26 protein-coding genes are annotated in these 26,892 nt (G+C 72.1%); 14 read left to right on the top strand and 12 right to left on the bottom strand.

The genetic code is table 11. The features are described from left to right. Positions 1-83 precede the first annotated feature (83 nt). From IF46_RS0114060 to IF46_RS0114045, 4 genes are all read right to left on the bottom strand, one after another. Entirely contained in the window at positions 84-2,582 is a 2,499-nt protein-coding gene (locus tag IF46_RS0114060; protein ID WP_030488776.1) for a thiamine pyrophosphate-dependent enzyme, read from the bottom strand. A 51-nt stretch (positions 2,583-2,633) separates the two neighbouring features. Further along, the gene (locus IF46_RS0114055) at positions 2,634-3,110 is read right to left on the bottom strand and encodes a MarR family winged helix-turn-helix transcriptional regulator (protein WP_051723913.1); all 477 of its coding nucleotides are present in this window, start codon (positions 3,108-3,110) and stop codon (positions 2,634-2,636) included. A gap of 155 nt (positions 3,111-3,265) precedes the next feature. Beyond that, the gene (locus IF46_RS0114050; RefSeq protein WP_030488774.1) at positions 3,266-3,670 is read right to left on the bottom strand and encodes a YjbQ family protein; all 405 of its coding nucleotides are present in this window, start codon (positions 3,668-3,670) and stop codon (positions 3,266-3,268) included. 46 nt (positions 3,671-3,716) lie between these two features. Then, positions 3,717-4,202: a hypothetical protein gene (locus tag IF46_RS0114045; RefSeq protein WP_030488773.1), complete on the bottom strand. Its 486-nt coding sequence runs from the start codon at positions 4,200-4,202 to the stop codon at positions 3,717-3,719. Positions 4,203-4,380: 178 nt separating this feature from the next. On the opposite strand from IF46_RS0114045, the gene aceE reads away from it, so the two are divergent. After that, complete coding sequence (gene aceE, locus IF46_RS0114040; protein WP_030488772.1) at positions 4,381-7,119, top strand: pyruvate dehydrogenase (acetyl-transferring), homodimeric type; 2,739 nt, start codon at positions 4,381-4,383, stop codon at positions 7,117-7,119. A gap of 136 nt (positions 7,120-7,255) precedes the next feature. Here the strand turns inward: aceE and IF46_RS0114035 are convergent, their stop codons facing one another. Further along, positions 7,256-7,702 (bottom strand): SRPBCC family protein, encoded by a 447-nt coding sequence (locus tag IF46_RS0114035; protein WP_030488771.1) that lies wholly within the window; start codon positions 7,700-7,702, stop codon positions 7,256-7,258. A gap of 188 nt (positions 7,703-7,890) precedes the next feature. On the opposite strand from IF46_RS0114035, the gene IF46_RS0114030 reads away from it, so the two are divergent. The 3 genes from IF46_RS0114030 to gltX are packed head-to-tail and all read left to right on the top strand — an operon-like array spanning position 7,891 to position 11,975. Next, positions 7,891-9,240, top strand: coding sequence for a GH1 family beta-glucosidase (locus IF46_RS0114030; protein ID WP_036392080.1), 1,350 nt, complete (start codon positions 7,891-7,893; stop codon positions 9,238-9,240). Beyond that, positions 9,237-10,514, top strand: a complete 1,278-nt coding sequence (locus IF46_RS0114025) for an MFS transporter (RefSeq protein WP_030488769.1) — start codon at positions 9,237-9,239, stop codon at positions 10,512-10,514. Before IF46_RS0114030 ends, IF46_RS0114025 begins: the two co-directional genes overlap by 4 nt. A gap of 51 nt (positions 10,515-10,565) precedes the next feature. Beyond that, positions 10,566-11,975 carry a glutamate--tRNA ligase gene (gltX, locus tag IF46_RS0114020; protein WP_030488768.1) on the top strand — a complete coding sequence of 470 codons (1,410 nt, stop codon included), beginning with the start codon at positions 10,566-10,568 and terminating at the stop codon, positions 11,973-11,975. A 172-nt stretch (positions 11,976-12,147) separates the two neighbouring features. Here the strand turns inward: gltX and IF46_RS0114015 are convergent, their stop codons facing one another. After that, complete coding sequence (locus tag IF46_RS0114015; RefSeq protein WP_232234036.1) at positions 12,148-12,732, bottom strand: copper resistance CopC family protein; 585 nt, start codon at positions 12,730-12,732, stop codon at positions 12,148-12,150. 252 nt (positions 12,733-12,984) lie between these two features. Here IF46_RS0114015 and IF46_RS0114010 point away from each other — a divergent pair, with 252 nt between their 5' ends. Then, positions 12,985-13,635: a hypothetical protein gene (locus tag IF46_RS0114010; RefSeq protein ID WP_030488766.1), complete on the top strand. Its 651-nt coding sequence runs from the start codon at positions 12,985-12,987 to the stop codon at positions 13,633-13,635. A gap of 166 nt (positions 13,636-13,801) precedes the next feature. Here IF46_RS0114010 and IF46_RS0114005 read toward each other — a convergent pair whose 3' ends face one another. Together IF46_RS0114005 and IF46_RS0114000 are read right to left on the bottom strand one after the other, a co-directional pair. Further along, positions 13,802-14,116 carry a hypothetical protein gene (locus tag IF46_RS0114005; protein WP_030488765.1) on the bottom strand — a complete coding sequence of 105 codons (315 nt, stop codon included), beginning with the start codon at positions 14,114-14,116 and terminating at the stop codon, positions 13,802-13,804. A gap of 201 nt (positions 14,117-14,317) precedes the next feature. Then, positions 14,318-14,860, bottom strand: a complete 543-nt coding sequence (locus IF46_RS0114000) for an orotate phosphoribosyltransferase (protein ID WP_030488764.1) — start codon at positions 14,858-14,860, stop codon at positions 14,318-14,320. 120 nt (positions 14,861-14,980) lie between these two features. On the opposite strand from IF46_RS0114000, the gene IF46_RS0113995 reads away from it, so the two are divergent. The 7 genes from IF46_RS0113995 to fabF all read left to right on the top strand — a co-directional run bounded on the left by IF46_RS0113995 (position 14,981) and on the right by fabF (position 21,704). Next, positions 14,981-16,165: a sensor histidine kinase gene (locus IF46_RS0113995; RefSeq protein ID WP_036392076.1), complete on the top strand. Its 1,185-nt coding sequence runs from the start codon at positions 14,981-14,983 to the stop codon at positions 16,163-16,165. Next, positions 16,162-16,863 carry a response regulator gene (locus tag IF46_RS0113990; RefSeq protein ID WP_051723900.1) on the top strand — a complete coding sequence of 234 codons (702 nt, stop codon included), beginning with the start codon at positions 16,162-16,164 and terminating at the stop codon, positions 16,861-16,863. The genes IF46_RS0113995 and IF46_RS0113990 overlap by 4 nt, the downstream gene beginning before the upstream one ends. Before the next feature lie 39 nt (positions 16,864-16,902). Next, a complete protein-coding gene (locus IF46_RS0113985) occupies positions 16,903-18,204 on the top strand; it encodes a PucR family transcriptional regulator (RefSeq protein WP_269639050.1) in 1,302 nt (433 codons plus the stop codon). 78 nt (positions 18,205-18,282) lie between these two features. Then, entirely contained in the window at positions 18,283-19,209 is a 927-nt protein-coding gene (locus IF46_RS0113980) for an ACP S-malonyltransferase (protein WP_030488760.1), read from the top strand. After that, a complete protein-coding gene (locus tag IF46_RS0113975; RefSeq protein WP_030488759.1) occupies positions 19,206-20,150 on the top strand; it encodes a beta-ketoacyl-ACP synthase III in 945 nt (314 codons plus the stop codon). The genes IF46_RS0113980 and IF46_RS0113975 overlap by 4 nt, the downstream gene beginning before the upstream one ends. 85 nt (positions 20,151-20,235) lie before the next feature. Continuing rightward, positions 20,236-20,475, top strand: coding sequence for an acyl carrier protein (locus IF46_RS0113970; protein ID WP_030330276.1), 240 nt, complete (start codon positions 20,236-20,238; stop codon positions 20,473-20,475). A gap of 2 nt (positions 20,476-20,477) precedes the next feature. Continuing rightward, entirely contained in the window at positions 20,478-21,704 is a 1,227-nt protein-coding gene (gene fabF, locus IF46_RS0113965) for a beta-ketoacyl-ACP synthase II (protein ID WP_030488758.1), read from the top strand. Between the two features lie 48 nt (positions 21,705-21,752). On the opposite strand, the gene IF46_RS0113960 is transcribed toward fabF, so the two are convergent. From IF46_RS0113960 to IF46_RS0113950, 3 genes are all read right to left on the bottom strand, one after another. Then, positions 21,753-21,971, bottom strand: a complete 219-nt coding sequence (locus tag IF46_RS0113960) for a hypothetical protein (RefSeq protein WP_030488757.1) — start codon at positions 21,969-21,971, stop codon at positions 21,753-21,755. 70 nt (positions 21,972-22,041) lie between these two features. After that, positions 22,042-23,778: a glycoside hydrolase family 3 protein gene (locus IF46_RS0113955; RefSeq protein ID WP_030488756.1), complete on the bottom strand. Its 1,737-nt coding sequence runs from the start codon at positions 23,776-23,778 to the stop codon at positions 22,042-22,044. Positions 23,779-23,874: 96 nt separating this feature from the next. Continuing rightward, a complete protein-coding gene (locus IF46_RS0113950) occupies positions 23,875-24,366 on the bottom strand; it encodes a DUF3145 domain-containing protein (protein WP_030488755.1) in 492 nt (163 codons plus the stop codon). A gap of 309 nt (positions 24,367-24,675) precedes the next feature. Here IF46_RS0113950 and IF46_RS0113945 point away from each other — a divergent pair, with 309 nt between their 5' ends. Further along, positions 24,676-25,005, top strand: a complete 330-nt coding sequence (locus IF46_RS0113945) for a hypothetical protein (protein WP_030488754.1) — start codon at positions 24,676-24,678, stop codon at positions 25,003-25,005. A 78-nt stretch (positions 25,006-25,083) separates the two neighbouring features. Here the strand turns inward: IF46_RS0113945 and IF46_RS0113940 are convergent, their stop codons facing one another. Next, entirely contained in the window at positions 25,084-25,785 is a 702-nt protein-coding gene (locus tag IF46_RS0113940; protein ID WP_420063564.1) for a carbonic anhydrase, read from the bottom strand. Positions 25,786-25,877: 92 nt separating this feature from the next. Here IF46_RS0113940 and IF46_RS0113935 point away from each other — a divergent pair, with 92 nt between their 5' ends. Further along, a complete protein-coding gene (locus IF46_RS0113935) occupies positions 25,878-26,825 on the top strand; it encodes an alpha/beta fold hydrolase (RefSeq protein WP_030488752.1) in 948 nt (315 codons plus the stop codon). The last annotated feature ends 67 nt before the right edge of the window (positions 26,826-26,892 follow it).

Here is a 26,892-nt window from a genome sequence, read left to right as displayed (position 1 = left end):
TCGCGGCGTCGGTGCGACGCCGTCAGGCAAAGTCCACACAGTTGTGCGTCCGCGCGCAAGTGGCGCACCGGGTGGATCGGAATTTACCGTGCCAGCAGCGTACGGGCACCGTCGGTAATGGCTTCCGCGGAGACCAGTACCTGGCGTGCTGCCGGACCTAATGGTACAAACGAGTCAACTCCCGCCACTCGCCGTGCGGCACCCACATATCCGGCGTCGACCAGCGCGGCGATCACGCCCTCGCCGACCCCGCCGGAGCGGCGCGTCTCGTCCACGACCAGCACCCGGCCGGTCGCCGAGGACTCCCGGATGATGTCGGCCACCGGCAGTGGGGCCAGCCAGCGCAGATCCACCACCCGGGTCCCCACCCCCTCCTCGGCGAGAACGGCCGCGGCCCGCAGCGACATCCGCACCCCGTTACCGAAGGTGATGATGGTGAGGTCCTCCGCCGTGCCGACCCGGTAGACCCGGGCCCGCCCGATCGGCACGTGCCCCGCCACCCAGGCGCCCGGCTCCGGATAGCTGGCCAGCCACTCCCCGTCGCCATCCGCGTACAGGTCGCGGGTGTGGTAGAGCGCGATCGGCTCCAGGAACACGCAGACGCTGCCGTCCACCGCCGCGCTCGCCAGACAGGTCCGCAGCATCGGCGCGGCATCGTCCGGCCGCGCCGGCACCGCGACCACCAGACCCGGCACATCCCGGAGTACGGCCACCGAGTTGTCGTTGTGGAAGTGCCCGCCGAACCCCTCCTGGTACGCCAACCCCGCCACCCGCACCACCATCGGGTTACGGAACGCCCCCTGCGAGAAGAACTGCATGGTGGCCGCCTCACCGCGCAACTGGTCCTCGGCGTTGTGCAGGTACGCCAGGTACTGGATCTCCGGCACCGGCAGCATCCCGGCCAACCCGGCACCGAGACCCAGCCCGAGCACCGACGTCTCGTCGAGCAGGGTGTCGAAGACCCGGGCCGCCCCGAAACGGTCACGCAGCCCCTTCGTCACCCCGTACACGCCGCCCTTGGCTGCCACGTCCTCACCGAAGATCGCCATCTGCGGGTGGTCGAGCATCCCGTCGGCGAGCGCGGCGTTGATGCTCTGCGCCAGGGTCATCGGGCCCGCCAGCTCCGGCGGCTTGCCCCCGAACGCCTCCGCCCGGACACCCGCGCCCGGCCCGCTGGCCCGTGCCGCGGCGTCCCCCACCGCCCGCGCCACCCGCACCGGGCGGCGGGGCGCCAGCGCCGACACCACGTCGGCCGCGGACGCCAGCTTCGGCTCGCCCAGCACCTCCTCGGCCAGCCGACGTACCTGCCAGCCGGTCTCGTCGTACCGGGCCAGCAACTCCTCGCCGGTCGCCACACCGGCGTCGACAAGCAGTCGCGCGGTGGCGGCCACCGGGTCCCGGTCCAGGTCCTCGGCCAACTCGGCCGGGCTCCGGTACGCCGACTCCGCGTCCGCGCCGGCGTGGCCCATCAGCCGTACGGTGCGCAGGTGCAGCGCCGCCGGACGGCGGTTGCGGCGTACCCAGGCCGCGGCCTCGGCCGCCACCGCGTACGTCTGCACCGGGTCGGCCCCGTCCGCACTGAAGTAGCGGATGCCCGGCTTGGCCCGCAGCGTCGCCTCCACCCAGCCCTCGGGCGAGCGGACGCTGATGCCCAGCCCGTTGTCCTCGCAGACGAAGAGCACCGGGATACGCAGCCCGGCGTGGTCGTACCAGCCGGCGGTGTTGAAGGCGGCGGTGGCGCTGGCGTGGTTGACCGAGGCGTCGCCGAAGGAGCAGACCACGATCGCGTCCGGTGGCCAGGGAGCGTGGGTGGCGCCGGCACCGCTGCCGACCCGCACCCCAGCCCCGGTACGCCGTCCCGCGCTGTCCAGCCGGCGCAGCCGCTCCACGGCCAACCCCATGCCGACCGCGCGGGGCAGGTGCGAGGCGATGGTGGAGGTGGTCGGCACGATGGCCAGGTCGGCCCGGCCGAACACCTTGTGCCGGCCCCCGGCGATCGGCTCAAGGCTGGACGCCACCATCCCGCGCAGCACGTCCCGGGCCGCGTCCGCGTACGCCGCGAACCCGCTGGCGGCCGTCGTGGCCGGCTCGGGCCTCGGGCGCTCCGATTCGGACAGTTCCGGGTCGGCGGTCGGCGCGGGGTCGGGGGTCGACTCGCGGGCTGTGCTCGGCTCAGGGTCGTTGGCCGGCTCAGGGTCGGTAGTCAGCGCTGGGTCGGTGGTCAGCGCTGGGTCGGTGGCGGCCTGGGCGGCGCGGAGGCAGTAGAAAGCCCCGGAGCGGTAGTGCAGCAGCGCCGGATCGGTGGGACGCAGCGCGGCGGCGACCGCGGCGTTGCCCTCGTGCCCGGCCGAACCGATGGTGTAGAAACCCTCCCCGAAGCTACGCAACCAGCGGCCGGCCAGGTCGAGCTGTCGACTGGTCACCTGTGCGTCGAACAGGTCCAGCACCTGCGCGCCGGTCAGTGGGGCGTCGTCGGTGACCGGGTCGGCGGGATCACGCCGCCGCTGGGCAGCGGGCAGCGCCGCCAGCGTCTCCCGGAACCGGTCGTCGAGATCTTGCGGGGTGGTCACGTCGGACAGCATTACCGACGGAAGCCCGGCTCGCCCAGTGGGACACGGCCAGCGGGGGTGCGCTCACTCCGGCCCGCAGGGCTCCGGACAACCACCGTCGGACACCTTCCACACCAGGTCACGAAGGGTGCTCAACTCCTCGTCACTCAAACCGGACAGGAGTCGGGAGTCGGACATCACCTCGACCACCCGGGCCCGTACGACGCGGCCCTCCTCGGTCACCAACAGCGTCTTCTGTCGGCGGTCCGTCGGGTCGGTACGGCGCTCGACCAGCCCGGCCTGCTCCAGCTTGTCGACCAGCACCGTCACGTTCGACCTGTCGCAGCCCAGCTGACCGGCGAGGTCGCGGGCCGGTAGCGGGTGGTCCGGGTCCAACTCGTGCAGCGCCCGGGCCACCGCCGGGGTGAGGCCCAACTCGGTGAACGCGGACCCCTGCCGGTGCCGCAGAGCAGCGGTCACGTGCGCCATCCGGCGCACCACGTCGACGGCGAGCCCGGCCCGATCCACCTGCCCGCCCACTGCGGAACCCACCTGCCGCATCACGACCACATCGTACGTAGCGGGCCGTTCGCGCAGCTCATCGATCAGGTCCGGGCAGACCGACCGGACGGCCAGAACCGATCGCACCCCTCCGCCTCGCGCAAGAACATGGATGTAGTGGCCGGGGCGAGCGCGAGCCGGGCCGGGTACGCGGGTCAGCCGGGCAGGAAGGAGAAGCGGACTTGGCGGGTCGGGTTGTCGCCGTTGGTGTCGACGAGGCAGATCGACTGCCAGGTGCCGAGCGCCAGCTGGCCGCCGAGCACCGGCAGGGTGGCGTACGGCGGGATGAACGCCGGCAGCACGTGGTCACGGCCGTGGCCGGGTGAGCCGTGTCGGTGCCGCCAGCGGTCCTCGGCGGGGAGCAGGTCGGCCAGCGCGCTGAGCAGGTCGTCGTCGGAGCCCGACCCGGTCTCGATGATCGCCAGGCCGGCGGTGGCGTGCGGCACGAAGACGTGCAGCAGGCCGTCGCCCTCAGTCGAGACGAACTGCTGGGCCTCCGCGGTGATGTCCCGGACGGTCGGCCGGGACCCGGTCTGGACGGTGATCACGTCGCTGCGCATACGTCGCATTCTGCCGCAGGGCATCGCATTCTGCCGCAGGGCGAGGTCAGGAACTGCCGCCACCGCCACCGGAGTCGCCGCCACCAGACCAACCACCGCCGGAGTCACCGCCGCCACCGGACCAACCTCCCCCGGAGTCGCCGCTGGACCAGCCCCAGCCGGACCAGCCGCCACCGGAGTCGCCGCCGGTGCTGCCGCCGACCGGTTCCGCACCGTCGGAGTTGTCGTGGTCGCCGTCCCGTTGGCGGCCGGGGTGCCCGCTCCCGGCGTCCCCGACGGGCCCCGGGTAGGCGGTGTACCCGCCGCCGTCCGAGTCCGGACGGCGGCGGCGACGGCCGGAGCCGCCGGTCAGCCGGGCCGCGCGGATCGTCGAGCGCAGCAGGGCCGCCCCGAGCACGACCACCAATGCGCCGAGGACCACCACTCCCACCAGCGTCAGGTCGCCCGAGGCGAGGGCGACCCCGCCGATGACCAGGCCCGCTACCCCAATAACGATCATGCTCGCGGCGACCGCGACATGGCCCCTGTTCATGGTTGTGACGGTAGGAGTGGCGGTCAAACAGCTCAGGGTCCGCGCGGCCGTCGCCCTAAGTTACCGGCGAGTACCTGTGTTCAGCATCGCGTCGGGGGGACCTAGACGTGACGACGGGTGCCACCAGGGGGCAGGATGGCGCTAGAGACCTATCCCACACACAACCGAGGGAACGCCTGTGGCTACGGAACGCAAGCGCCCGGTGATCAGCGACGGCCTACCGAGCCAGCTTCCGGACATCGACCCTGAAGAGACAAGCGAATGGGTCGAGTCGCTTGACGGTGTCATCGACGAACGCGGCGCCAAACGCGCCCGCTACGTCATGCTGCGCCTGCTGGAGCGGGCCCGTGAGCGCCAGGTCGGGGTTCCGCCCCTGACCACCACCGATTACATCAACACCATCCCGTCCGAGCGCGAACCTTGGTTCCCGGGTGACGAGCACGTCGAGCGGCGGATCCGGGCGTACGTCCGGTGGAACGCCGCCATGCTGGTGCACCGGGCGCAGCGTCCGGAGATCGGCGTCGGCGGTCACATCTCCACGTTCGCCAGCTCGGCGTCGCTCTACGAGGTGGGCTTCAACCACTTCTTCCGGGGCAAGAACCACCCGGGCGGTGGCGACCAGATCTTCTACCAGGGTCACGCCTCCCCCGGCATGTACGCGCGGGCGTTCCTGGAGGGGCGGCTCAGCGAGCACCAGCTCGACGGGTTCCGACAGGAGCTGTCGCACCCCGGCGGCGGGCTGCCCTCGTACCCGCACCCTCGGCTGATGCAGGACTTCTGGGAGTTCCCCACCGTCTCGATGGGCCTCGGCGGTCTGAACGCGATCTACCAGGCCCGGTTCAACCGGTACCTGCAGCACCGCGGCATCAAGGACACCTCGCAGCAGCACGTCTGGGCGTTCCTCGGTGACGGCGAGATGGACGAGCCGGAGACGCTCGGCGCCATCGGCGTCGCCGCCCGCGAGGAGCTGGACAACCTCACCTTCGTGATCAACTGCAACCTGCAGCGGCTGGACGGCCCGGTCCGGGGCAACGGCAAGGTCATGCAGGAGCTGGAGGCGTACTTCCGGGGTGCCGGCTGGAACGTGATCAAGGTCGTCTGGGGCCGTGAGTGGGACCCGTTGCTCGCCGCGGACACCGACGGCGCGCTGGTCAACCTCATGAACACGACGACCGACGGCGACTACCAGACCTACAAGGCGGAGTCGGGCGCGTACGTGCGGGAGCACTTCTTCGGCCGTGACGCACGGACCCGCAAGATGGTCGAGCCGCTCAGCGACGACGAGATCTGGAACCTCAAGCGGGGTGGGCACGACTACCGCAAGCTCTACGCGGCCTACAAGGCTGCCACCGAGCACACCGGTCAGCCCACCGTCATCCTGGCGAAGACGATCAAGGGCTGGACGCTCGGCTCGCACTTCGAGGGCCGCAACGCGACCCACCAGATGAAGAAGCTGACGCTGGATGACCTGAAGACCTTCCGCGACCGGCTCTACCTGGACATCCCGGACTCGGCGCTGGAGGAGAACCCCTACCTGCCGCCGTACGCCCACCCGGGCGAGAAGTCCGAGGAGCTGGCGTACCTCAAGGAGCGGCGCGAGCAGCTCGGTGGATACCTGCCGTCCCGGCGGACCAGCACGAAGCGGCTGGCCATCCCCGGCCCGGAGCGTTTCGCCGACATCAAGCGCGGCTCGGGCAAGCAGAAGGTGGCCACCACGCAGGCCTTCGTCCGCCTGCTCAAGGACATCATGAAGGACAAGGAGTTCGGCAAGCGCTGGGTGCCGATCATCCCGGACGAGGCCCGCACCTTCGGTCTCGACTCGATCTTCCCGACCGCGAAGATCTACTCGCCGCACGGCCAGCGCTACACCTCGGTCGACCGGGAGCTGTTCCTGTCGTACAAGGAGTCGACCACCGGGCAGATCCTGCACGAGGGGATCAACGAGGCCGGTTCGGTGGCCTCGTTCACGGCGGCCGGCTCGGCGTACGCCACGCACGACGAGCCGATGATCCCGATGTACATCTTCTACTCGATGTTCGGGTTCCAGCGGACCGCCGACGGGCTGTGGGCCGCGGCCGACCAGATGGCCCGGGGCTTCCTGCTCGGCGCCACCGCGGGTCGGACCACGCTCAACGGTGAGGGCCTCCAGCACGAGGACGGACACTCGCTGCTGATCGCCGCCACCAACCCGGCGGTGGTCGCGTACGACCCGGCGTTCTCCTACGAGATCGCGCACATCATGGAGCAGGGTCTGCACCGGATGTACGGGGACGCGCAGGAGAACGTCTTCTACTACCTGACGGTCTACAACGAGCCGACGCTGCAGCCGGCCGAGCCGGCCGACGTGGACGTGGAGGGCCTGCTCAAGGGCATCTACCGCTTCGCGCCGGCACCGCAGGTCGACGGTCCGAAGGCCAACCTGCTCGCCTCCGGCACCGGGATGCAGTGGGCGCTCAAGGCCCAGCAGCTGCTCGCCCAGGACTGGGGGGTGGCCGCCGACGTCTGGTCGGTGACCTCCTGGACCGAGCTGCGCCGCGACGCGGTGGAGACCGAGGAGTACAACCTGCTCAACCCGGGTGCCGAGGCGAAGGTTCCGTACATCCAGCAGAAGCTGGCCGACGCGGACGGGCCGAAGGTCGCGGTCAGCGACTGGATGCGTGCGGTGCCGGATCTGATCGCCCGCTGGGTGCCCGGTGACTACACGTCGCTCGGCACCGACGGCTTCGGCATGTCGGACACTCGGCACGCGCTGCGCCGGCACTTCCACGTCGACGCGGAGTCGATCGTGGTGGCCACGCTGCGGCAGCTCGCCCGCAGCGGCGCGATTGCGGTCACTGTGCCGGCCGAGGCCGCCAAGAAGTACGCGATCGACGACGTCAACGCCGCCCCGGTCGGCGAGACCGGCGGCGACAGCTAGTCCCGCACCACTGAGCAGGGCCCGGCGCACCCGCGCCGGGCCCTGCTTTGTACGTACGGAGCGGCGGTGGTCCGGGGGCCCTGGCGGGGATCCGGACCACCGCCGTCGCGGGTGACGCCGGGAGGATGAGCGCTCGTCAGCCGACGGCGGCCAGGTCGGTGAGCCGGGCCAGCGAGTCCTCCAGGTCGGCGCCGACCCGACGGAGTCCGAGGCGCAGCAGGGCAGCCTTGACCGGGCCGGCCGGCCAGCGGACCACGATGAGCCGCACGATGGTCCCGCCCTCCTCCTCGTCTCCGGTGAGTTGGACGTAGATCTCGGTGCGTGCCTCCGCCCGAGATCCGGCGCCCTTGGCCCGTTCCCGCCAGCCGATCAGTGTCGGCTCCTGGTAGGCGATCACCTCGGCCTCATGCGCCGAGCCGCGCCCCGCCTGGACAAGTTGTCGCCGCCCGAAGCCCTCTCCCGAGAGCACTTCGGCCGCGCGGACCCCGGCCAGCCAGGCCGGCAACTGCTCGGCCCGCTGCACGACATCCCAGACCACTTCAATTGGCGCCGCCACGTGCGCACTGCGTTCCACGAGGATCATTTCCGTCTTTCCTCCGGTGAGGACATCCCACGATATCGGCACTCTATGCGCTAAATCGGACTTACCTGGACGGGTTCGGAAAAAGACACGCCGATCAACCATTGCGGAATGCGTCAGGCCGACCTATGGCGCATTCATCGAGAGCGCTCTAAAGTCCCGAACACGTTTCATGTTGACCGGGAGGGCGCATGTCGACCGCACCGATGCCCCAGTTCCCCACCGGCTTCCGCTGGGGCGTCTCCACATCCGCCCACCAGATCGAGGGCGCCACCACGGCCGACGGACGCGGTCCATCCATCTGGGACACGTTCGCGCACTCCCCGGGGCGAATCAGCGACGGCAGCAGCGGCGAGGTGGCCTGCGACCACTACCACCGGCACACCGAGGACGTCGCGCTACTGGCCGGGTTGGGCGTCCGCGCGTACCGCTTCTCCATCGCCTGGCCCCGGATCCAGCCCACCGGCGCCGGCCCGGTCAACGCCGCCGGCCTGGACTTCTACGACCGCCTGGTGGACGAGCTGCTGGCCGCCGGCGTCGACCCGGTGGCCACCCTCTACCACTGGGACCTGCCGCAACCCCTCGAAGACGACGGCGGCTGGCTGCGCCGCGACACCGCCGCCCGATTCGCCGAGTACGCCGAGAAGACCGCCGCCCGGCTCGGCGACCGGGTCCGGCTCTGGATCACCCTCAACGAGCCGTTCATCCACATGAGCCTCGGGTACGGCACGGGCGAACACGCCCCCGGCCGGACGCTGCTGTTCGACGCCTTTCCGGTCGCCCACCACCAACTGCTCGGGCACGGGCTCGCAGTCGCCGCGCTGCGGGCCCACACCGCCAGCCCGGTGGCGATCGCCAACAACTACTCGCCCGTACGGGTGCTCGGCGACCGCGACGCCGACCGGGCCGCCGGGGCGGCGTACGAGGTGCTGCACAACCGGCTCTTCACCGACCCGCTGCTCGGCCGCGGCTACCCGGAGCTGCCCGGCTTCGATCCGAGCATCATCCACCCCGGCGACCTCGACACGATCGCCGCGCCGATCGACGTGCTCGGGGTCAACTACTACAACCCCACCGGGGTACGCGCCGCCGAGGAGGGTTCGCCCCTGCCGTTCGACCTCGTTGCGCTCGACGGCTACCCGCGTACCGCCTTCGACTGGCCGGTGGCCCCCGACGGGCTACACGAGCTGCTCGGCTGGCTGCGCGACACCTACGGCGACGCGCTGCCGCCCATCGAGATCACCGAGAGCGGCTGCGCCTACGACGACGCACCGGGAGCCGACGGGCAGGTGGCGGATCCGGAGCGGATCGCGTACCTCGACGGGCACCTGCGAGCGGTCCGGGCCGCCATCGACGACGGAGTGGACGTACGCGGGTACTTCGTCTGGTCGCTGCTGGACAACTGGGAGTGGGCCGAGGGGTTCACCAAGCGCTTCGGTCTGGTGCACGTCGACTACGCCACCCAGACCCGTACGCCGAAGTCGTCGTACACCTGGTTGCGGGACGTGATCGCGGCCAGCCGGCCGGGGTCGGCGCGGTGACCACCCTCGACCCGACGCCGTCGTCGCTGCCGGCGGCGCTCGCCGAGCCGACGGTGCCGGTGCGACGCGGCTGGATCGGTCTGATCTTCGCCGCGAACCTGGGCGTCTGGATGGCGTTCTTCACTCCCATCCAGGTGCTGCTGCCACAGCAGATCGAGCAGATCGCACCCGGCGACAAGGAGAACATACTGGCCGTGGTCACCGGCCTCGGCGCGCTGGCCGCGGTGCTGGCGAACCCCCTCGCGGGCGCGTTCTCCGACCGGACCTGCCTGCGGGTGGCCGGCCGCGAGTTCGGTCGCCGGCACGTCTGGACGGCGGGCGGGGCCCTGCTCGGCGCGGCGGCCCTGGTGCTGCTGGCCCAGCAACGGACCATCCTCGGGGTCGCCCTCGGTTGGGTCGCCGCGCAGGTCTGCTTCAACGCGATGCTGGCCAGCCTCACCGCCGCCATCCCGGACCGCGTCCCGGTGACCCAGCGCGGCGGGGTCTCGGGTTGGGTGGGCATCCCCCAGGCGCTCGGGTTGGTGCTCGGCGCGGTGCTGGTCACCGCCGTGGTCACCGGCAACGGCGCGGGCTACCTGGCCATCGCCGTGGCCATCCTGCTGCTGTCGCTGCCGTTCGCGCTGCTCACTCCCGACGAGCCGCTGCCGCGTACCCATCGGCCGGTGCTGCGGACGCGGGCGCTGCTGGCCTCGATGTGGATCAGCCCTCGCCGGCACCCGGACTTCGCCTGGGCCTGGATCACCCGGTTCCTGGTCCAGCTCGGCAACGCGCTGGGCACCCTCTACCTGCTGTACTTCCTCAGCGACGGGGTGCGCCACCCCGACCCCGAGGGCGGCCTGCTGGTGCTGATCCTGCTCTACACGCTCGGGATGATGCTGACCGCGGTAATCGCCGGCCGCCTGTCGGACCGCTCCGGGCGCCGCAAGATCTACGTGATTGTCTCCGGGCTGATCATGGCGGTGGCGGCGCTGCTGCTCGCGGTCGCGCCGGTCTGGCCGATGGCCATCGTCGCGGCGCTGCTGCTCGGCGCCGGCTACGGCGTCTACCTCTCGGTGGACGCCGCGTTGATCACCCAGGTGCTGCCCCGGGCCACCGATCGGGCCAAGGACCTGGGCGTCATCAACATCGCCAACTCGGCGCCGCAGGTGCTCGGCCCGGCGCTCTCCGCCCCGCTCGTGGTGTACCTGGGCGGCTATCCCACGCTCTACGCGGTCACCGCCGTGGTCACCCTGCTCGGCAGCGCCCTGGTCATCAAGATCCGCTCAGTCCCGTGAGTCAGGGGGCCGTGGCGGAAACCGGTCGCGCAGCGCCGTAGGCTGGGGGACGTGACAGTACGCGTGCGTTTCGCCCCCTCCCCGACCGGCATGTTCCACGTCGGCGGCGCCCGCTCGGCGCTGCAGAACTGGATCTACGCCAAGCAGCAGGGCGGCGTGTTCGTGCTGCGCATCGAGGACACCGACGCGGCACGCAACAAGCCCGAGTGGACCGAGGGCATCCTCACCGCGTTGGACTGGATCGGGATCTCCCGGGGCAGCTACGAGGGCCCGCACTTCCAGTCGGAGAACGCCGGCGAGCACCGGGCCGCCGCCGCACGCCTCTACGAGTCGGGCCGCGCCTACTACTGCGACTGCACCCGCGAGGACGTGCAGGCCCGCACCGGCTCGCAGCACCAGGGCTACGACGGCTACCACCGCGACCGTGGCCTCGGCCCGGGCCCGGGGCACGCGCTTCGCTTCCGTACGCCGGACGAGGGCGCGACAGTGGTGGTCGACCTCATCCGTGGTGAGCCCACCTTCGAGAACAAGCTCATCGAGGACTTCGTCATCGCCCGGGGCGACGGCTCGCCGGTCTTCCTGCTCGCCAACGTCGTCGACGACATGACCATGGGGATCACCCACGTGATCCGGGCCGAGGAGCACCTGCCCAACACCCCCAAGCAGCAGTTGCTCTGGGACGCCCTCGGGGTCAAGCCGCCGATCTGGGCGCACGTGCCGGTGGTGGTCAACGAGAAGCGGCAGAAGCTCTCCAAGCGCCGGGACAAGGTCGCCCTGGAGGCGTACCGCGATGAGGGCTACCTCGCCGGCGCGATGCGCAACTACCTCATGCTGCTCGGCTGGGCGCCCTCCAACGACCGGGAGATCGTTCCCTGGTCGGTGATCGAGGACGAGTTCCGCCTGGAGGAGGTCAACCCCTCCCCGGCGTTCTTCGACGAGAAGAAGCTGCGCGCGTTCAACGGCGAGTACATTCGGGCGCTGCCGGTGGCCGAGTTCATCGACGCCTGCCAGCCCTGGCTGACCGGCACCGGGACCATCGCGCCGCCCCCGTGGCAGCCCGAGGAGTTCGACGCCGACGCGTTCGCCGCCGTGGCGCCGCTGGCCCAGACCCGGATCGCGGTCCTCAGCGAGATCGTGCCGAACGTCGACTTCCTCTTCCTGGCCTCGCCGCTGATCGACGAGGCCGCCTGGACCAAGACGATGAAGGACGGCTCCGCCGAGCTGCTGGACGACGCCGTCGCGGCGTTCGAGGCGCTGGAGTCCTGGGATGCCGAGTCGCTGAAGTCGACGCTGGAGGCGGTCGGCGCCGAGCGGGGCCTCAAGCTCGGCAAGACGCAGGCGCCGGTACGCGTCGCGGTCACCGGCCGCACCGTTGGTCTGCCGCTGTTCGAGTCGCTGGAAGTGCTCGGCCGCGAGCGCACCCTGGCCCGGATCCGCGCCGCCCGCCTGCGCCTGGTCTGACTGTCGCTCGTCGACGCGTCACGAGCGTGTCGCCGGCCTAACTCCGCTTCGCCCTGACTTTGCTCTGCACCCCAATAGGCACCGGTCACAGACCGTAGCCGTCGCATCCGCGGGTGCAGAGCAAAGGATGACCCGCACACCTGACCCACCAGGATCGGTGAGTGTCAGAGGGTCACCGAACCCGTTGCCGGCGGCGGAACATGAGGCCGGCCGCGAGGGCAGCGAGCAGCACCAGGCCGCCGAGAGCCCAGAGCCACCAGCGGCTGCTGGAGTCTGGCCGCTCCGACGCCGCCGGCACGGTGGACGCCGGCACGGTGGACGCCGTCGAGCCGCCAGGTGTCGCCGACGCAGGGCCGGTGGAGGGTGCGCCAACGGCCGACGGCGAGGCGGACGGGACGGCGGCGGTGCCGGTGGTCAGGGTGAACCGCACCTCCCCCTTCACCGGATGCCCGTCGGATGACGCGAGCTGGTAGCCGACGATGTAGAGGCCCGCGGCGGCCGGCTTGAACGGCACTCGGACGCGACTGCCGTCGAAAGCGGGTGGGCCGCCAGCGACCACATTGTCCGGTCCGGTTATTGTGATCTTCGTCGTAGCCGGTGCCGGCTTGGCGAGAAACCGCAGCTCGATCCGGGCCGGTGCCGTCGCCACGCGGGCACCGTCGCGTGGGTTGCTGCCGGTCAGCTCGTTGTGGGCAGCGGCCGGTGTCGCCGGCACCAAAAACGACACACCGAACGCCACGCCGAGCACCACTGGCACGACCCGCACCGTACGTGTAACCCTGCCCCCCATGAACCCCTCCGTAAGGGTACGATCCGCCCGCTGATCAAACGGCTCCTCATTAGTCGAGCAGAGATCGCAGATAGTTCCAAATACTGTTCCGAAAGCTGCAACTCATCGATGTTCTGCGGAGTCTGTAGGAGTGGACCCGACCATCTGGTCGATGCCGCACCGGCAGGCCGGTCCAGACGTCACGACGAAGCCATCCATCGAACGGGGCGAGGAGGCGGGATGGTCCGACACATGAGGCGGTTGGCCGCCGTGCTGGCGGGCACGCTGGCGGCGACTGTGCTGTCGCTCGGCACCACCGGCTCGGCCTCGGCGGCGCCGAAGCCGGCACCCGCCGGGGTGGACATCAGCGGCGTGGGGCTGTCCACGCCACTGCGGATGCACGAGGACGATGAGCCCGCCCTCGTGGGCGCGATCATCGACCAGGTCAACTTCCTCGCTCGCACCGGCATGCCGACCGGCCCGAAGGCGAGCAGCCTCGGTCCGAAGTACACGGTCGTGGTGCTCGCTGGCGAGACGCCGAAGCAGACGTACGACCTCTATCCCAAGGCGGTCGGTGGCCCCCGCGTCTACCGGCCGGCGAAGCAGCCGGACGGCCGCAAGACCAGCGCCGGGTGGTTCCTGGGCCGGCTCAGCATGTCCGAGACCCTGCGCACCGCCGGTGTGCCGCTGGAGCGGCAGTTCGACACGCTCAGCGGCGGTGCGGGCGGCGGCGAGCGGGTGCTCCCGGAGGACACGCTCGACCCGGCCAAGGACCTCGACGAGGCGCTCGGCGACCTGCAACGCCTGCTGCTGCTCAACGTCGGCGTGATGCTGACCATCACGGTCGGCCTCGCCGGGATCGCCCTGCTCATCCGCCGCCGCACGCGCTGAGCTGACGCTGACCCGCCGCACGCGCTGAGCTGACGCTGACCCGCCGCACGCGCTGAGCCGACGCGGCGCTGACCCGCTGCACTCGCTGGTCAGCGCCGCGTCGGCGTTAGTCGGCAGCCTTGCCGGTCGGGCAGCGCTCGCGGGCCGCCCTGCTGTTCGAAGGTGGTCAGCACCAGCGGCGCGGTGGGCGCTCCCGGCGGGTGGCCCGAGGACGTGGCCGGACCGCGCCGTGCCGGTGCCCCCCGGCCCAGCCGGGAAGTTCGCTGAGGCAACCACCCGGAACGTCGGAGTCGGGCTCGGCGGAACGCTGACGCGGAAGCACGGGCTCGTCGTCGACCCGCCCGGCGAGCGGCTCCATCGGGTGCGCCGACGCGCCACCGACCTGCCGGCGAGGCTTGCCAGCCGCCACCTGCGGGTCGTGGTGCCCCAGCCGGCAGGGCTCGCCCTGGGCGCAGCCGTGCTCGGCCTCCCCGTGCGCCATTCCCGGTCTCCTCACGCTCACTCACCCGCGGGTGTCCCCCCGACGTGCCCCTGTCACCGTACTGGCCGGGACCGACGGGCCGCGCGCAGCGTACCCGGGGTCCGGGCCAGCCGGTCCCCAAAGAACGGCCTGAGCACGGGATCCGGTTGCGCAGTTCACAGCTTCTTTTCGCACCGTTCACCTCCGCGCCCGCACCGGCGCTCAGTGGGTGCGGTGGGCCTCCAGGTCGGCCCGGCGCAAGAGCGCCCGCAGCGCCACTTGATGGCCGGCGAGCGCCTCCGCCCCACCCTCGGCGCGGTCGATGACGCACAGGGCGTGCTCCACCCGGGCACCCAGATCGCGTAGCTGCCCGGTGGAGATGACCACCTGACCACCGGAGGTGACGACGTCCTCGACCACCAAAACCCGCCGGCCGACCACCTCGGCCCCCTCGGCCAGCCGGGCCGTCCCGTACGGCTTGGCGCTCTTGCGGACGAAGGCACAGGGCAGCCCGGTGTGCCGGCTGAGCGCGGTCACCACCGGGATGCCACCCATCTCCAGCCCGGCCAGCACCTCGGTGCCCGGCGGGACCAGGTGCACGAGTTGGGCTGCCACCCGGTCCAGCAGACGGGGATCCGCCTCGAAGCGGTACTTGTCGAAGTACTCGTCGGCGGTCCGCCCGGAGCGGAGCACGAACGTGCCGGTCAGTCGGCAGGTGGTGTCGATCTCGCGAGCCAGCGCGGCCAAGGTCTCCAGATCAGTCATGATGATCATTCTTGCTTGCCTGGGGCTGCGCTGCGCGTACCCCTTTCGGCGCATGGCGGTGCCGTCGAGGTCCTCCTCCGGTCGGAGTCCGAGGGCTGGCGGTTGTGGTGGGATCGGGGCATGCGTCCGCCACCATGGCTCGGTTCCGGCACCCTCGCACGGGATGTCGCGCTCGCCGGCGCGTCGCTGGCGGGCGGCCTGGTGCTGTACGCCCTGGGTTGGCAACCACAGGTCCGGCCGAACGCGGACGTGCCGTCGGCGCTGTTCCTGCCCCCGCTGCTGGCGGTGTGCGTCGCCGTCGGTCTGCGGCGGGTCGCACCGCGCGCCAGCCTGGCCGTGGGGACCGGCGCGCTGGTGGTCGACACCGTGCTGGGCAGTTCGCTGGGCACGGTCCTGGTCTACACGCAGGTGCTCTACGACGCCTGCGTGTACGGACCGCCCCGGCTGTGGCGGTGGCTGCTGCGGGTCACCGTGGCGCTGAGCCTGGCCGGGGTGGTCGTCGGCGTGGTCGGGTACGGCCAATGGCGCGGAGCGGCGCTCGGCGTGCTGGTGGTGCTCGCCGGGGTGCTGCCGGTCCTGACCGGCATCAGTGTGCGGCAGTACCGCGACCAGGCCGCCGCCGAGCGGGCCCGGGCCGAGCAGACCGCCCGGCTGGTCGAGTTGGACCGTCGGCAGGCGGTCAGCGCGGAACGGGCCCGGATGGCGCGTGAGCTGCACGACGTCGTCGCGAACCACCTCAGCGCGGTGGCCATCCACGCCACCGCCGTGCTCTCCGTACCCGGGCTGGATCGCATCCAGGTGGAGTCGGCGTTGCGGGTGATCCGGGAGAGCAGCGTGCAGGGCCTGGCGGAGATGCGTCAGATGATCGAGGTGCTGCGGGAGCCCGGGACCCGCGCGGGCCCGGCCGCGCCGGAGGTGGTCACCGCCCGGCTGGCCGAGGCGGACGGACTGGTCGAGCGGATCCGGGCGGCCGGCCTCGCGGTGCGGGTCCGTACCGACGGCACGCCGGGGGAGCTGCCGGTGGGGGTGGACCTCGCCGCGTACCGGATCGTGCAGGAGTCGCTGACGAACGCGCTCAAGCACGGCACGGGTGAGGCGGAGCTGACGATCGCGTACCGGCCGGCCGAGGTGGTGCTGACGGTGGAGAACCCGGTGCGCCGGGCTGGGGCCGGGTTGCCGGGCGCCGGGGCTGGGCTGATCGGTATGCGGGAGCGGGCCACGCTGTTGGCCGGCCGGTTCACCGCCGGGCCACGCGACGGCCGCTGGCAGGTGCGGGCCGCCCTGCCCACCGGGGAGGGCGGGTGACCGGGCCGGCGCGGCCACCGCGCGACGCAAGCTCAGCGACGGTACGGGTGGTGCTCGCCGACGACCAACCGGCGGTACGGGCCGGTCTGGCCCTGATCCTGAGCGGCTCGCCGGGTGTCGAGGTGGTCGGCGAGGCGGCCGACGGCGACGCGGCGGTGCGACTGTGTCGGGAGTTGCGCCCGGACGTGGCGGTGCTGGACGTGCGGATGCCCCGCCGAGACGGGATCTCCGCGACCCGGGCGATCGTCGCCGACGGCCTCGCCGACGTGCTGGTGCTCACCACCTTCGACCTCGACGAGTACGTCTTCGGGGCGTTGCGGGCCGGTGCCGCCGGGTTCCTGCTCAAGGACACCGACGCCGACGGCCTGGTGAGCGCGGTGCGGACGGTGGCGCGGGGCGACGGGTTCATCGCCCCCGCGGTGACCCGCCGGCTGATCACCGCGTTCGCGGCCACCGCGCCGGGTGCCTCGGCGGACACCAGGGCCGCGCTGGGCACCCTCACCCCGCGCGAGCGGGATGTGCTGGCCTGTCTCGGGCTGGGCCTCTCCAACCAGCAGATCGCCGATCGGCTGACGCTGGCGGAGAGCACCGCCAAGACCCATGTGAGCCGGATCCTCGCGAAGCTGGACCTGCGCAGCCGGGTGCAGGCCGCGATCCTGGCCCAGGAGTTGGGCCTGCCCACTCCCCCGCACCCGTGAGACCGACCCGCTGGGCTCGCCGCGCTGACCGGTGCCGACGTGGATGGCCTGCTCACGACGTGTCAGGCTAGGACGGTGAGCACGCCGGGCGGTGGGGAGCTGTCGGCCACGCTGCGCCGAATCGAACGATCGGCGGGGGCGTTGGCCACCTCCAGCGTGGCCCGGATGGACGAGACGCTGCCGTGGTTCCGGGCACTGCCGGCCGATCAGCGCTCCTGGGTGATGCTTGTCGCCCAGGCGGGCGCCCGGTCGCTGGTGCAGTGGCTGCGCGATGGCGGCGGCACGGCGGACAGCACCCAGGAGGTCTCGGACGACGTCTTCGACGCCGCCCCGCAGGCGCTGGCCCGGTCGATCACCCTCCAGCAGACCGTGGCGTTGATCAAAGTGATGATCGACGTGGTCGAGGAGCAGGTGTCGCAACTGGCCGCCGAAGGCGAGGAGCAGCAGCTGCGCGAGGCGGTGCTGCGCTTCTCCCGGGAGATCGCGTTCGCCGCCGCCCGGGTGTACGCGCGGGCCGCCGAGTCGCGCGGCGCCTGGGACGCCCGGTTGCAGGCGCTGCTTGTCGACGCGTTGTTGCGCGGTGACTCGCCGGACGTCCTGGCCAGTCGGGCCGCCGCGCTCGGCTGGACGGACGCGCCGCCGGTGGCGGTGGCGGTCGGCCGGTCGCCCGGCGGCGAGGTCTCCGCGGTGCTGCACGTGGTCTACCGGCAGGCTCGCCGGATCGGGGTCGAGGTGATCGGCGGCGTGCACGGCGACCGGTTGGTCATCGTGCTGGGCGGCGCACCGGACCCGCTGACCGCCACCGCGAAGCTGCTGAGCGCGTTCGGGGACGGCCCGGTGGTGGTCGGTCCGGCCGTACCGAGCCTGGACGAGGCGACCGAGTCGGCCCGGGCCGCGCTGTCCGGTTTCCGGGCCGCGCCGGCCTGGCCCGGCGCGCCTCGGCCGGTGCCGGCCGCGGACCTGCTGCCGGAGCGGGCCCTCGCGGGCGACGCGGAGGCCCGGCGGCGGCTACGCCATGATGTGTACGCGACGCTTGTGCGCGCCGGTGGGGAGTTGCTGGCGACCCTGGACGCCTTCCTGGCTGCCGGTGGCACGCTGGAGAGCGCGGCCCGGGCGCTGTTCGTGCACCCGAACACGGTGCGTTACCGATTGCGCCGGATCGCCGAGGTGACCGGGTTCTCGCCGCTGTCTCCCCGGGACGCGTTCGCCCTTCAGGTCGCGCTGACCGTGGGCCGGTTGGATCCGGTCGCCCCGCTCACCTCGACCGTCCCGACTCAGACAATGACCCCGGCCACCCGGAAATCCCCCCAAACCGAGGATGATCCCCGCCGATCTTTGTAGGAAACCTCTAAAGGTTCTAGTGCGGTTTGGTCGAAGGCGGCACAGCGTTACCAGCCCGCATCCGGGAGAGTCATAGGTGTGCTCGCCGTACTTAGTCCCGGCCAGGGTTCTCAGAAACCCGGCTTCCTGACCCCCTGGCTCGACCTGACCGGCACTGAGGCGCGACTGCGCGAGTGGTCGGCGTTGGCCGGGGTCGACCTGCTGCACCTGGGCACCACCGCCGACGCCGACGAGATCAAGGACACCGCCCGCACCCAGCCGTTGCTGGTCGCCGCGGCGTTGCTCGCGGCCGAGCACCTGCCGCTGGACGGCGTCTCGCTCACCGCGGGCCACAGCGTCGGCGAGTTGGGTGCCGCCGCCCTGGCCGGTGTGCTGACGGCCGACGCCGCGATCACCCTCGCAGGTGTACGCGGCCGGGAGATGGCCGCCGCGTGCGCGCTGGAGCCGACCGGGATGGCCGCGGTGCTCGGCGGCGATCCCGACGAGGTGATCGCCGCGATCGAGGCGAACGGGCTCTACCCGGCCAACCGCAACGGTGCCGGGCAGATCGTCGCCGCTGGGGCCCTGGACGGGCTGGACAAGCTCGCCGCCGCGCCGCCCGCCCGAACCCGGATCATTCGACTCCAGGTGGCGGGCGCGTTCCACACCCCGTACATGGCTCCGGCCGAGACCGCGCTCGCCGCGGAGGCCGCGCAGATCACCCCCGCCGACCCGGCCCGGACCCTGCTGTCGAACCTCGACGGCACCGCGGTCTACAACGGTCCGGCCATGGTGCAGCGCCTGGTCCGTCAGGTCACCGCGCCGGTGCGCTGGGACCTGTGCATGCGTACGCTGGCCGACCTCGGGGTCACCGGCGTGATCGAGCTGCCCCCGGCCGGCACCCTCGCCGGCCTGGTCAAGCGGGAACTCAAGGGCGACGGCGCCCCGGAGATCGTCACCCTGAACACCCCGGACGACCTGCCGGCCGCACGGGACCTGATCGCCCGCATCGGAGGTCGTTCATGACTGGCAGTCGCATCGTCTCGATGGGGCACTACCAGCCCTCCCGGGTGGTGACCAACGACGACATCGCCAAGCTCGTCGACACCAACGACGAGTGGATCCGCGACCGGGTCGGCATCGTCAGCCGGCGGATCGCCGACAGTGAGACGGTGGCCGACATGGCCGCCGCAGCCGCCGGCAAGGCGCTGGCGAACTCGGGCCTGACCGCCGCCGACATCGACCTGGTCGTCGTCGCCACCTGCTCCTCCATCGACCGCAGCCCCAACGTGGCCTGCCGGGTCGCCGCCAAGCTGGGCATCACCGCCCCCGGCGCGTTCGACGTCAACACCGCCTGCTCGGGCTTCGCGTACGCGCTGGGCACCGTCGACCACGCCATCCGGGCCGGGGCCTCGCGCAACGCGATCGTCATCGGCGCGGAGAAGCTCTCCGACTTCACCGACTGGACCGACCGCTCCACCTGCATCATCTTCGCGGACGGGGCTGGCGCCGCGGTGGTCTCCGCCACCGCCGACGACGAGCCGGCCGGGATCGGCCCGGTGGTCTGGGGTTCGGTGCCGGAGAAGAGCGACGCGGTCCGCATCGAGGGCTGGCGCCCGTACATCCAGCAGGAGGGGCAGGCGGTGTTCCGCTGGGCCACCACCGCGCTGGCACCGCTCGCGCTACAGGCCTGCGAGCGGGCCGGGGTCGACCCGTCGGAGCTGGCCGCGTTCGTGCCGCACCAGGCGAACTCCCGGATCATCGACGGCATCGCCAAGCGACTCAACATCCCCAACGCGATCATCGCGAAGGACATCGTCGAGTCCGGCAACACCTCTGCGGCGAGCGTGCCACTGGCCCTGTCCAAGCTGGTCGAGCGCCGGGAGGTGCCCTCGGGCGCACCGGTGCTGCTGTTCGGCTTCGGCGGTGGCCTGACCTACGCCGGTCAGGTCGTCCGCTGCCCCTGATGACCCCCTCGGGCGCGTACGCGTCGAGGAGTGGCGGTCGGCGACGCCGTCCGCCGGAGAACCCCGATGAAAGGAACCAACCGCAATGACCCGTGACGAGATCACCACCGGCCTCGCCGAGATCCTCGAAGAGGTTGCCGGGGTGAACCCGGACGACGTGGCCGAGGGGAAGTCCTTCACCGACGACCTCGACGTCGACTCGCTCTCCATGGTGGAGGTCGTGGTCGCCGCCGAGGAGAAGTTCGGCGTCAAGATCCCGGACAACGAGGTGCAGAACCTCAAGACCGTCGGTGACGCTGTCAGCTACATCGCGGCGCAGTCCTGATCATGACTCGTCCAGACGTCGTCGTCACCGGGCTCGGCGCGACGACCCCGCTTGGCGGGGACGTCGCGTCCACCTGGGACGCAATGCTCGCCGGCCGCTCCGGGGTGAGTGCCCTCACCCAGGAGTGGGCTGAGCAACTGCCGGTCCGGATCGCCGCCCAGTTGGCTGTGGAGCCGTCCGAGGTGCTGGACCGGATCCGCCTGCGCCGCCTGGATCGCTCCGAGGCGATCGCGATCATCGCGGCGCAGCAGGCCTGGGCGGACGCCGGCCTCGCCGGCTCCGACCTCGACGGGGAGCGGCTGGCTGTCAGTGTCGGCTCCGGCATCGGCGGTGCCACCACCCTGCTCGCCCAGGACGACATCCTGGAGGCGTCCGGGCCGCGGCGGGTCTCCCCGCACACCATCCCGATGCTGATGCCGAACGGTCCGGCCGCGTGGGTCGGGCTGGAGCTGGGCGCCAAGGCCGGCGTGCACGCGGTGGCCAGCGCCTGCGCCACCGGCGCCGAGGCGATCGCCCTGGGCCTGGACATCATCCGTTCCGGCCGCGCCGACGTGGTGGTTGCCGGCGGCACCGAGGCGGTCATCCACCCGCTGCCGATCGCCGGGTTCAGCTCGATGCGGGCCATGTCGACCCGCAACGACGACCCGGAGCGGGCTTCCCGCCCGTGGGACAAGGGTCGGGACGGCTTCGTCCTCGGCGAGGGCGCTGGCGTTCTCGTGCTGGAGCGGGCCGACCACGCTGCCGCCCGGGGCGCCCGGGTGTACGCGCGCCTCGCCGGCGCCGGCGTCACCTCCGACGCGTACGACATCGTGCAGCCGCACGCCGAGGGTGAGGGCGCCATCCGGGCCATCGCCAAGGCGATCGCCGACGCGGACGTGGCCAAGCAGGACATCGTGCACGTCAACGCGCACGCCACCTCGACCCCGGTCGGGGACATGCTGGAGATCGGCGCGCTGCACAAGGCGCTCGGCGACCACCCGGTGTTGGCCGCGACGAAGTCGATGACCGGTCACCTGCTCGGTGCGGCCGGCGCGCTGGAGTCGATCGCCACCATCCTGGCGATCCGCGACGGTGTCGTTCCTCCGACGATCAACCTGGACGACCCGGAGCCGGGCCTCACCCTGGAGGTCGCCGCGCACAAGGCTCGCCACATGGAGATCCCGGCCGCGTTGAACAACGCGTTCGGCTTCGGCGGCCACAACGTGGCGCTCGTCTTCACCCGCCCCTGAGTTCCTGCGCGAAGGGCCTCTCCTCGTCGAGGAGGGGCCTTTCGCCGTTCAGCCCCGGTTGCGGGGGTGCTGCTTCGCGGTGCGCTCGTTGCCGTGGCGGTAGTTGCCGGTCCAGCGGGCCATCACCAACTGCGGGTCGTCGTCGACCTCGGCCAGGAACTCCGCTGCCCGAGCACCGCGCAGGGTGCCGGCGACCCGTCCGTGGTGGGTGATCACCACCGTGCCGTCCGCCCGTTGCACGTGCCGGAATCCTTCTGCCGCTCCCATCCGTGCAGGTTGGCAGACCGACCAGGGGCGAGGCGAGGGGATTTCGATCGCACGCGATCCGCGCAGACGGTCAGCTGCTGGGGCAGGTGGTGGCGGGTAGGCCGGGGACGGCCACCGGGGACCGGCCGCCCGGCCGGGTCTTGCCGGCGAGCACGGCGGCCAGGCCGGTCATCGACGCCCGGCTGGAGGAGTACGTCGCCAGCAGGGTCGGTGACTTCGCTCCGCTCAGCACGTACGGGGTGTCCATGGCGACCGTGACCGCCGCGTCGGGTCGCAGGTCGCTGGCGGCGTCGCCGTAGCCCACCAGGTGCACGATCGTGCCGCCGCTGGGCTTGACCTGCACCCCGGCAGCGGTCAGCGCGGCGGTGAGGGTGGCTCGGGTGCCGTCCCGACCGCCGGACGAGGTGACGGTGACCGGCCCCTTCACCGCTGCCCCGCAGGCGCCCCGCAGCACGGTGACGGCGGCGGCGGCGAGCGCGTCGGCCGCCGCCCGGTGCTCCGGGGTGTTGAGCGTGGACATCGGCGCCACCGGCGACTCCGCGAGCCGGAACTTCATGGTCAGCACCCGGGTGACCGCCTCGACGAGCCGGGTCCGGGGCAGCGATCCGCCGCGCAGCGCGGCGAGCAGCCCGTCGTACGCCTGACCCACGTTCGGGGTCATCAGGATGAGGTCGTTTCCGGCGTTGAGCGCCCGGACCGCCGCCTCGCCGGGAGCCCAGCGCTTCGCGGGCGGCATGTTCATCCCGTCGGTGATCACCACGCCCTTGAAGCCGAGTTGGCCGCGCAGCACGTCGGTGAGGAGCTTGTGCGAGAACGTCGCCGGGGTCCCCGGGTCGATCGCGCGCGCGTCCAGGTGACCGGACATCACCGCCATCGCCCCCGCGTCCATTCCGGCGGTGAACGGCGGCCACGCGCCGCTCTGCAACGCCGCGGCGGACTGGGTGAGCACCGGCAGATCCTGGTGCGAGTCGTCGGCGCTGTGGCCGTGGCCGGGGAAGTGCTTCAGGGTGGCCGCGACCCCGACCGCCTGAAGGCCACGGACGGCGCCGCCGACCTGCGCGGCGGCCTGCTTCGGGTCGGCCCCGTACGACCGGGAGCCGATCACGGTGCTGCGGGTGGCCAGCACGTCGGCTACCGGGGCGAAGTCGAGGTTGATGCCCATCGCGGCCAACTCGGCGCCGGCGGCCCGCCAGGCGGCCTCGGTGAGCTTCGGGTCGCCGGCCGCGCCGGCCGCGAGGGCGCTGGGCAGCACGGTGACCCCGTCGGTCACCCGGGTGACGACGCCGTACTCCTGGTCGGTGCCGATCAGCAGCGGCGCGGGACCGGCGGCGAGCCGGCCGGCGGCGGTACGCAGCCCGGTGGTGAGCTCGTGTACCTGCTTGGGGTTGTCGACGTTCGTGGTCTCCTGGTTGCCCTTGGTCGGGTCGTCGGCGCTGAAGCCGACCAGGATGAGGCCACCCAGCCGGTACTTGGTGATCATGTCGGCGGGAGTGTCGACCCCGGCGAGAGCCTGGTTACCGGCCGCCGAGCCGGCGGAGACCTTCGTCGCCGAGTCGCCGTACGCGTACGGCATCAGCACCTGGCCGACCAGGTCTTCGTCGGAGAGCGTCGCCACCAGCGCGGCGGCGCGGCTGGCGGGGTCGCCGGCCGGCGGCGCGGCAGGGACGCTGGGGCCGGCGGAGGTGGCGCCGGGGCTGGGCGTCGGGGCGTTGCGGGGCGAGCCGCCCGTGCAGCCGGAGGCGAGCAGGGCGGTCAGGGCGGCGACAGCGACACAGGCTCGCCACGGGCGATTCGACACGCCGCCTATCCCATCAGTTCCCCCTTATCGGGGCAACTTGACCTTTCCGCCCGCACACCTCATCGGCGGCGCGCGTGCACGTCACCCAACTCGCCGGCCGTCGGATCAGCCAACCCGAGTGAGCAAGGTCACCGGGGCACCGTCGCCGGCGTACCGGTAGGGCTCCAGGTCAGCGTCCCACGCCGTGCCGAGCGCCTTGTCCAGAGCGTGCGCCAGCGCTTCCGGGGCCCGGGAGGCCGCCATCAGCGCCCGGAGCCGGTCCTCGCCGAGCTGGATGTCACCGGCCACGCCGACGGTGGCCCGGAACAGGCCACGGGCCGGCACGTACATGAAGCGCTCACCATCGGCACCGGGACTCGGCTCCTCGGTGACCTCGAAACGGATCATGGGCCACTGCCGGAGGGCAACAGCCAGCTCGGCGCCCGTCCCCGGACGACCGGTCCACCCGCATTCGGCCCGGCGGGCGCCGGGGTCGACGGGCTGAGCCGTCCACTGCAGGTTGACCGGCGCGGCTAGGACGCGCGCGATCGCCCACTCGACGTGTGAGCACACGGCGAGCGGGGTCGAGTGGACGTATACGACGCCACGCGTTGGCACGGTGACCTCCCGGGAGAGCGAGGTGCGTCTTCCCCTACGACCTCGTCCACCCAGGTGGCTGCTGCAACACATGATGACTTGTGTGACGCGTGGTGCGCCAGGGAATCGGAAAAAACGCCGGGTGGAATAGCCGGACGGGTGGCTGCGGTTACCCCTCAGGACACCGCGACGACCAGCATGATGTCGTGGTCCTGTACAGTTCCACCGGCGGCTTATGCCGCGTTACACCTTCGCGGGTCGAGTCAAGTACGACCCGCACACAGCCCCCGGACGTCCAGTCCTCCCGTACGTCTTGCAAGGAGTACCTCCGTGGCGAGCAACACCTCTAAGACCGCGCGCGCGTCCGTCCGGGCCGGCCAGGCTGGCCAGGGTGGCGCCCTCAGCGTGCTGGGCGAGTTCAAGTACCTCATCCCGCTCAACGGCGGCAAGCACGCCTACGTGCGGAACCTCACCAACGGTAAGACCGCGCACCTGCGCACGGACTCCGACGCCTTCGTCGAGGAGATCCGCGTGCTGGCCGCCGCCGGCCACGCCGCCAAGATCCGGGCGGAGATCAACAACCTGGCCGCGTCCTACCCGGGCGACGGCTGGGAGGCCACCGAGAAGCGCCTGGTCGCGGCCGGTGTCTTCGAGGGCTGAGCCCTCCCCCACCGCATCACCTGAAACCGCCCGTCGGGATCTCCCGGCGGGCGGTTTCGCGCGTCCAGGGCCGCCGGTTCAGCCCGAATCGAGCAGGGCGACCTCGCCGGTGGCCAGGTCGTAGAGGCCGCCGACCACGGCCACCCGGCCGGCGGCCACCGGCCCCGCCAGCAGATCGTCCTCGCGCAGGATGCGCACCGTGCGCCGGACGTGCCGGCGAATCGCCAGCGGTTGCACCGCCGGATCGTCGATCCCCGCCTCGGTCACCGCCGGGGCGATCTCGTCCACCAGGTGCGCCAGCGACCCCCCGGGACGCTGCCCGGTGCGCAGCGCCTCCACGGTGGCAGCCACCGCGCCGCACCGCTCGTGGCCGAGGACCATCACCAGCGGTACGCCGAGCTGCCCGACCACGTACTCGATCGAGCCGCACACCGCGCGATCGAGCACGTGCCCCCCGGTACGGATCACACAGATCGCGCCGAACGTCTGGTCGAAGATCGCCTCCAGCGGCACCCGGGAGTCGATGCAGCCGAGCACCACTGCGTACGGCTGCTGGTCACCGGAGGCCGCGGCCGCGGCTGTGACGTCGTGCCCGTGCACCGGTCGGCCGCTCACGAACCGCCGATTACCGGCGAGCAGGTCGGCCAGCGCGGCGCGGGGCGTACCGCCGGCCTGCCGCTCCTGCCCCGGCGTCGCACCCATCGGCGTTCCCGACGACCCCATGCCGTTCAGCTTGGCCCGCCGCCGCCCAGCACGGGCGCGGTCGGGAATGTTCGCCACGGCGCGATTGGCGTGGTGTCATGACGGGTAGCCGGTGTTACCGGCGGGTATCGGAGGTGCTGGTGATGCCGGGCGGCCCTGGGGAGGTGGCGATGCCAGAGCGGTTCGAGGTCGGCCTGCCGGACGGCGTACGGCTCAACGTCGAGGCGAGCGGCCCGACGGACGCCCAGGTCACCGCCATCCTGCTGCACGGCTGGACGCTGGACCGGCGCGCCTGGCATCGGCAGGTCGACGCGCTCACCGGCGCATCGTTCGGCCCGGCGGTGCGGGTCGTCGCCTACGACGCGCGAGGGCACGGCCGCTCCAGTTGCATGGCGCTGCCCACGGCCACCCTGGCCCAGCTGGGCGACGATCTGGCCGCCGTGCTCGACGCGGTGGCGCCGACCGGCCCGGTGGTGCTGGTCGGGCACTCGATGGGCGGCATGACGATCATGGAGTACGCCCACCGCCACCCCGCGCACTTCGCCGCCCGTACCGCCGGGCTGGTCTTCGTCTCGACCACCGCCGAGGGGCACGCGCACACCGTCTACGGGCTCTCACCGCGGATCGCCCGGTTGATCCGGCTGGCCGAGACGACAGGCGCCGGCGTGCTGGCCCGGTGTGGCTCGTGGCGGGCGCCCCGGGCACTGCTGAACGCGCTGCAGCCGAGCATCCGGTGGATGCTCTTCGGTGACCGCTGTGAGCCGGCCGACATCCGCCTGGTGACGTCGGCGGTGGCCCGGGCCTCACTGCGTTCGATCGGCGGGTTCCGCGCCTCCATCGGCACCCAACATCGTCTGGACACCCTCGCGGCGTTGGCCCACCTGCCGGCCGCCGCGCTGGTCGGCGACCGGGATCGACTGACCCCACCGCCGTGCGCCGAGTCGATCGCGGCCGCTCTGCCGGCCACCGAGCTGACCGTTTGCCCAGGTGCCGGGCACATGCTGATGATGGAACGCCCGGACGAGGTCAATGCCGCGCTCACCGGCGTGGTGCGGCGGGTGCTCACCGAAACGCCGCCGACCCAGCGTGCCGGAACACCCGCCGAGACGGGTGCCTGAGCGCGTTCCCGCACCTCGGGCGCGGCGGGTCGGGCCCGGGGCCGTACCCTTCTGCGGTTGGCCCGCG

The organism is Micromonospora chokoriensis (assembly GCF_000718555.1).
GTDB classification, from domain to species: domain Bacteria; phylum Actinomycetota; class Actinomycetes; order Mycobacteriales; family Micromonosporaceae; genus Micromonospora; species Micromonospora chokoriensis_B.
This window is presented reverse-complemented; position numbering and strand designations above follow the sequence as displayed.

What these genes read in the sequence shown, in the direction of transcription:
- fabF (WP_030488758.1), top strand. Translation starts at nt 20,478, where the DNA reads ATGACTCGTCCAGACGTCGTCGTCACCGGGCTCGGCGCGACGACCCCG.
- IF46_RS0114030 (WP_036392080.1), top strand. Translation starts at nt 7,891, where the DNA reads ATGTCGACCGCACCGATGCCCCAGTTCCCCACCGGCTTCCGCTGGGGC.
- IF46_RS0114000 (WP_030488764.1), bottom strand. Translation starts at nt 14,860, where the DNA reads ATGACTGATCTGGAGACCTTGGCCGCGCTGGCTCGCGAGATCGACACC.
- IF46_RS0113975 (WP_030488759.1), top strand. Translation starts at nt 19,206, where the DNA reads ATGACTGGCAGTCGCATCGTCTCGATGGGGCACTACCAGCCCTCCCGG.
- IF46_RS0113960 (WP_030488757.1), bottom strand. Translation starts at nt 21,971, where the DNA reads ATGGGAGCGGCAGAAGGATTCCGGCACGTGCAACGGGCGGACGGCACG.
- IF46_RS0114005 (WP_030488765.1), bottom strand. Translation starts at nt 14,116, where the DNA reads ATGGCGCACGGGGAGGCCGAGCACGGCTGCGCCCAGGGCGAGCCCTGC.
- IF46_RS0114010 (WP_030488766.1), top strand. Translation starts at nt 12,985, where the DNA reads ATGGTCCGACACATGAGGCGGTTGGCCGCCGTGCTGGCGGGCACGCTG.
- IF46_RS0113935 (WP_030488752.1), top strand. Translation starts at nt 25,878, where the DNA reads ATGCCAGAGCGGTTCGAGGTCGGCCTGCCGGACGGCGTACGGCTCAAC.
- IF46_RS0114045 (WP_030488773.1), bottom strand. Translation starts at nt 4,202, where the DNA reads ATGAACAGGGGCCATGTCGCGGTCGCCGCGAGCATGATCGTTATTGGG.
- IF46_RS0114060 (WP_030488776.1), bottom strand. Translation starts at nt 2,582, where the DNA reads ATGCTGTCCGACGTGACCACCCCGCAAGATCTCGACGACCGGTTCCGG.
- IF46_RS0113995 (WP_036392076.1), top strand. Translation starts at nt 14,981, where the DNA reads ATGCGTCCGCCACCATGGCTCGGTTCCGGCACCCTCGCACGGGATGTC.
- IF46_RS0114035 (WP_030488771.1), bottom strand. Translation starts at nt 7,702, where the DNA reads ATGATCCTCGTGGAACGCAGTGCGCACGTGGCGGCGCCAATTGAAGTG.
- IF46_RS0114055 (WP_051723913.1), bottom strand. Translation starts at nt 3,110, where the DNA reads ATGCGGCAGGTGGGTTCCGCAGTGGGCGGGCAGGTGGATCGGGCCGGG.
- IF46_RS0113970 (WP_030330276.1), top strand. Translation starts at nt 20,236, where the DNA reads ATGACCCGTGACGAGATCACCACCGGCCTCGCCGAGATCCTCGAAGAG.
- IF46_RS0114050 (WP_030488774.1), bottom strand. Translation starts at nt 3,670, where the DNA reads ATGCGCAGCGACGTGATCACCGTCCAGACCGGGTCCCGGCCGACCGTC.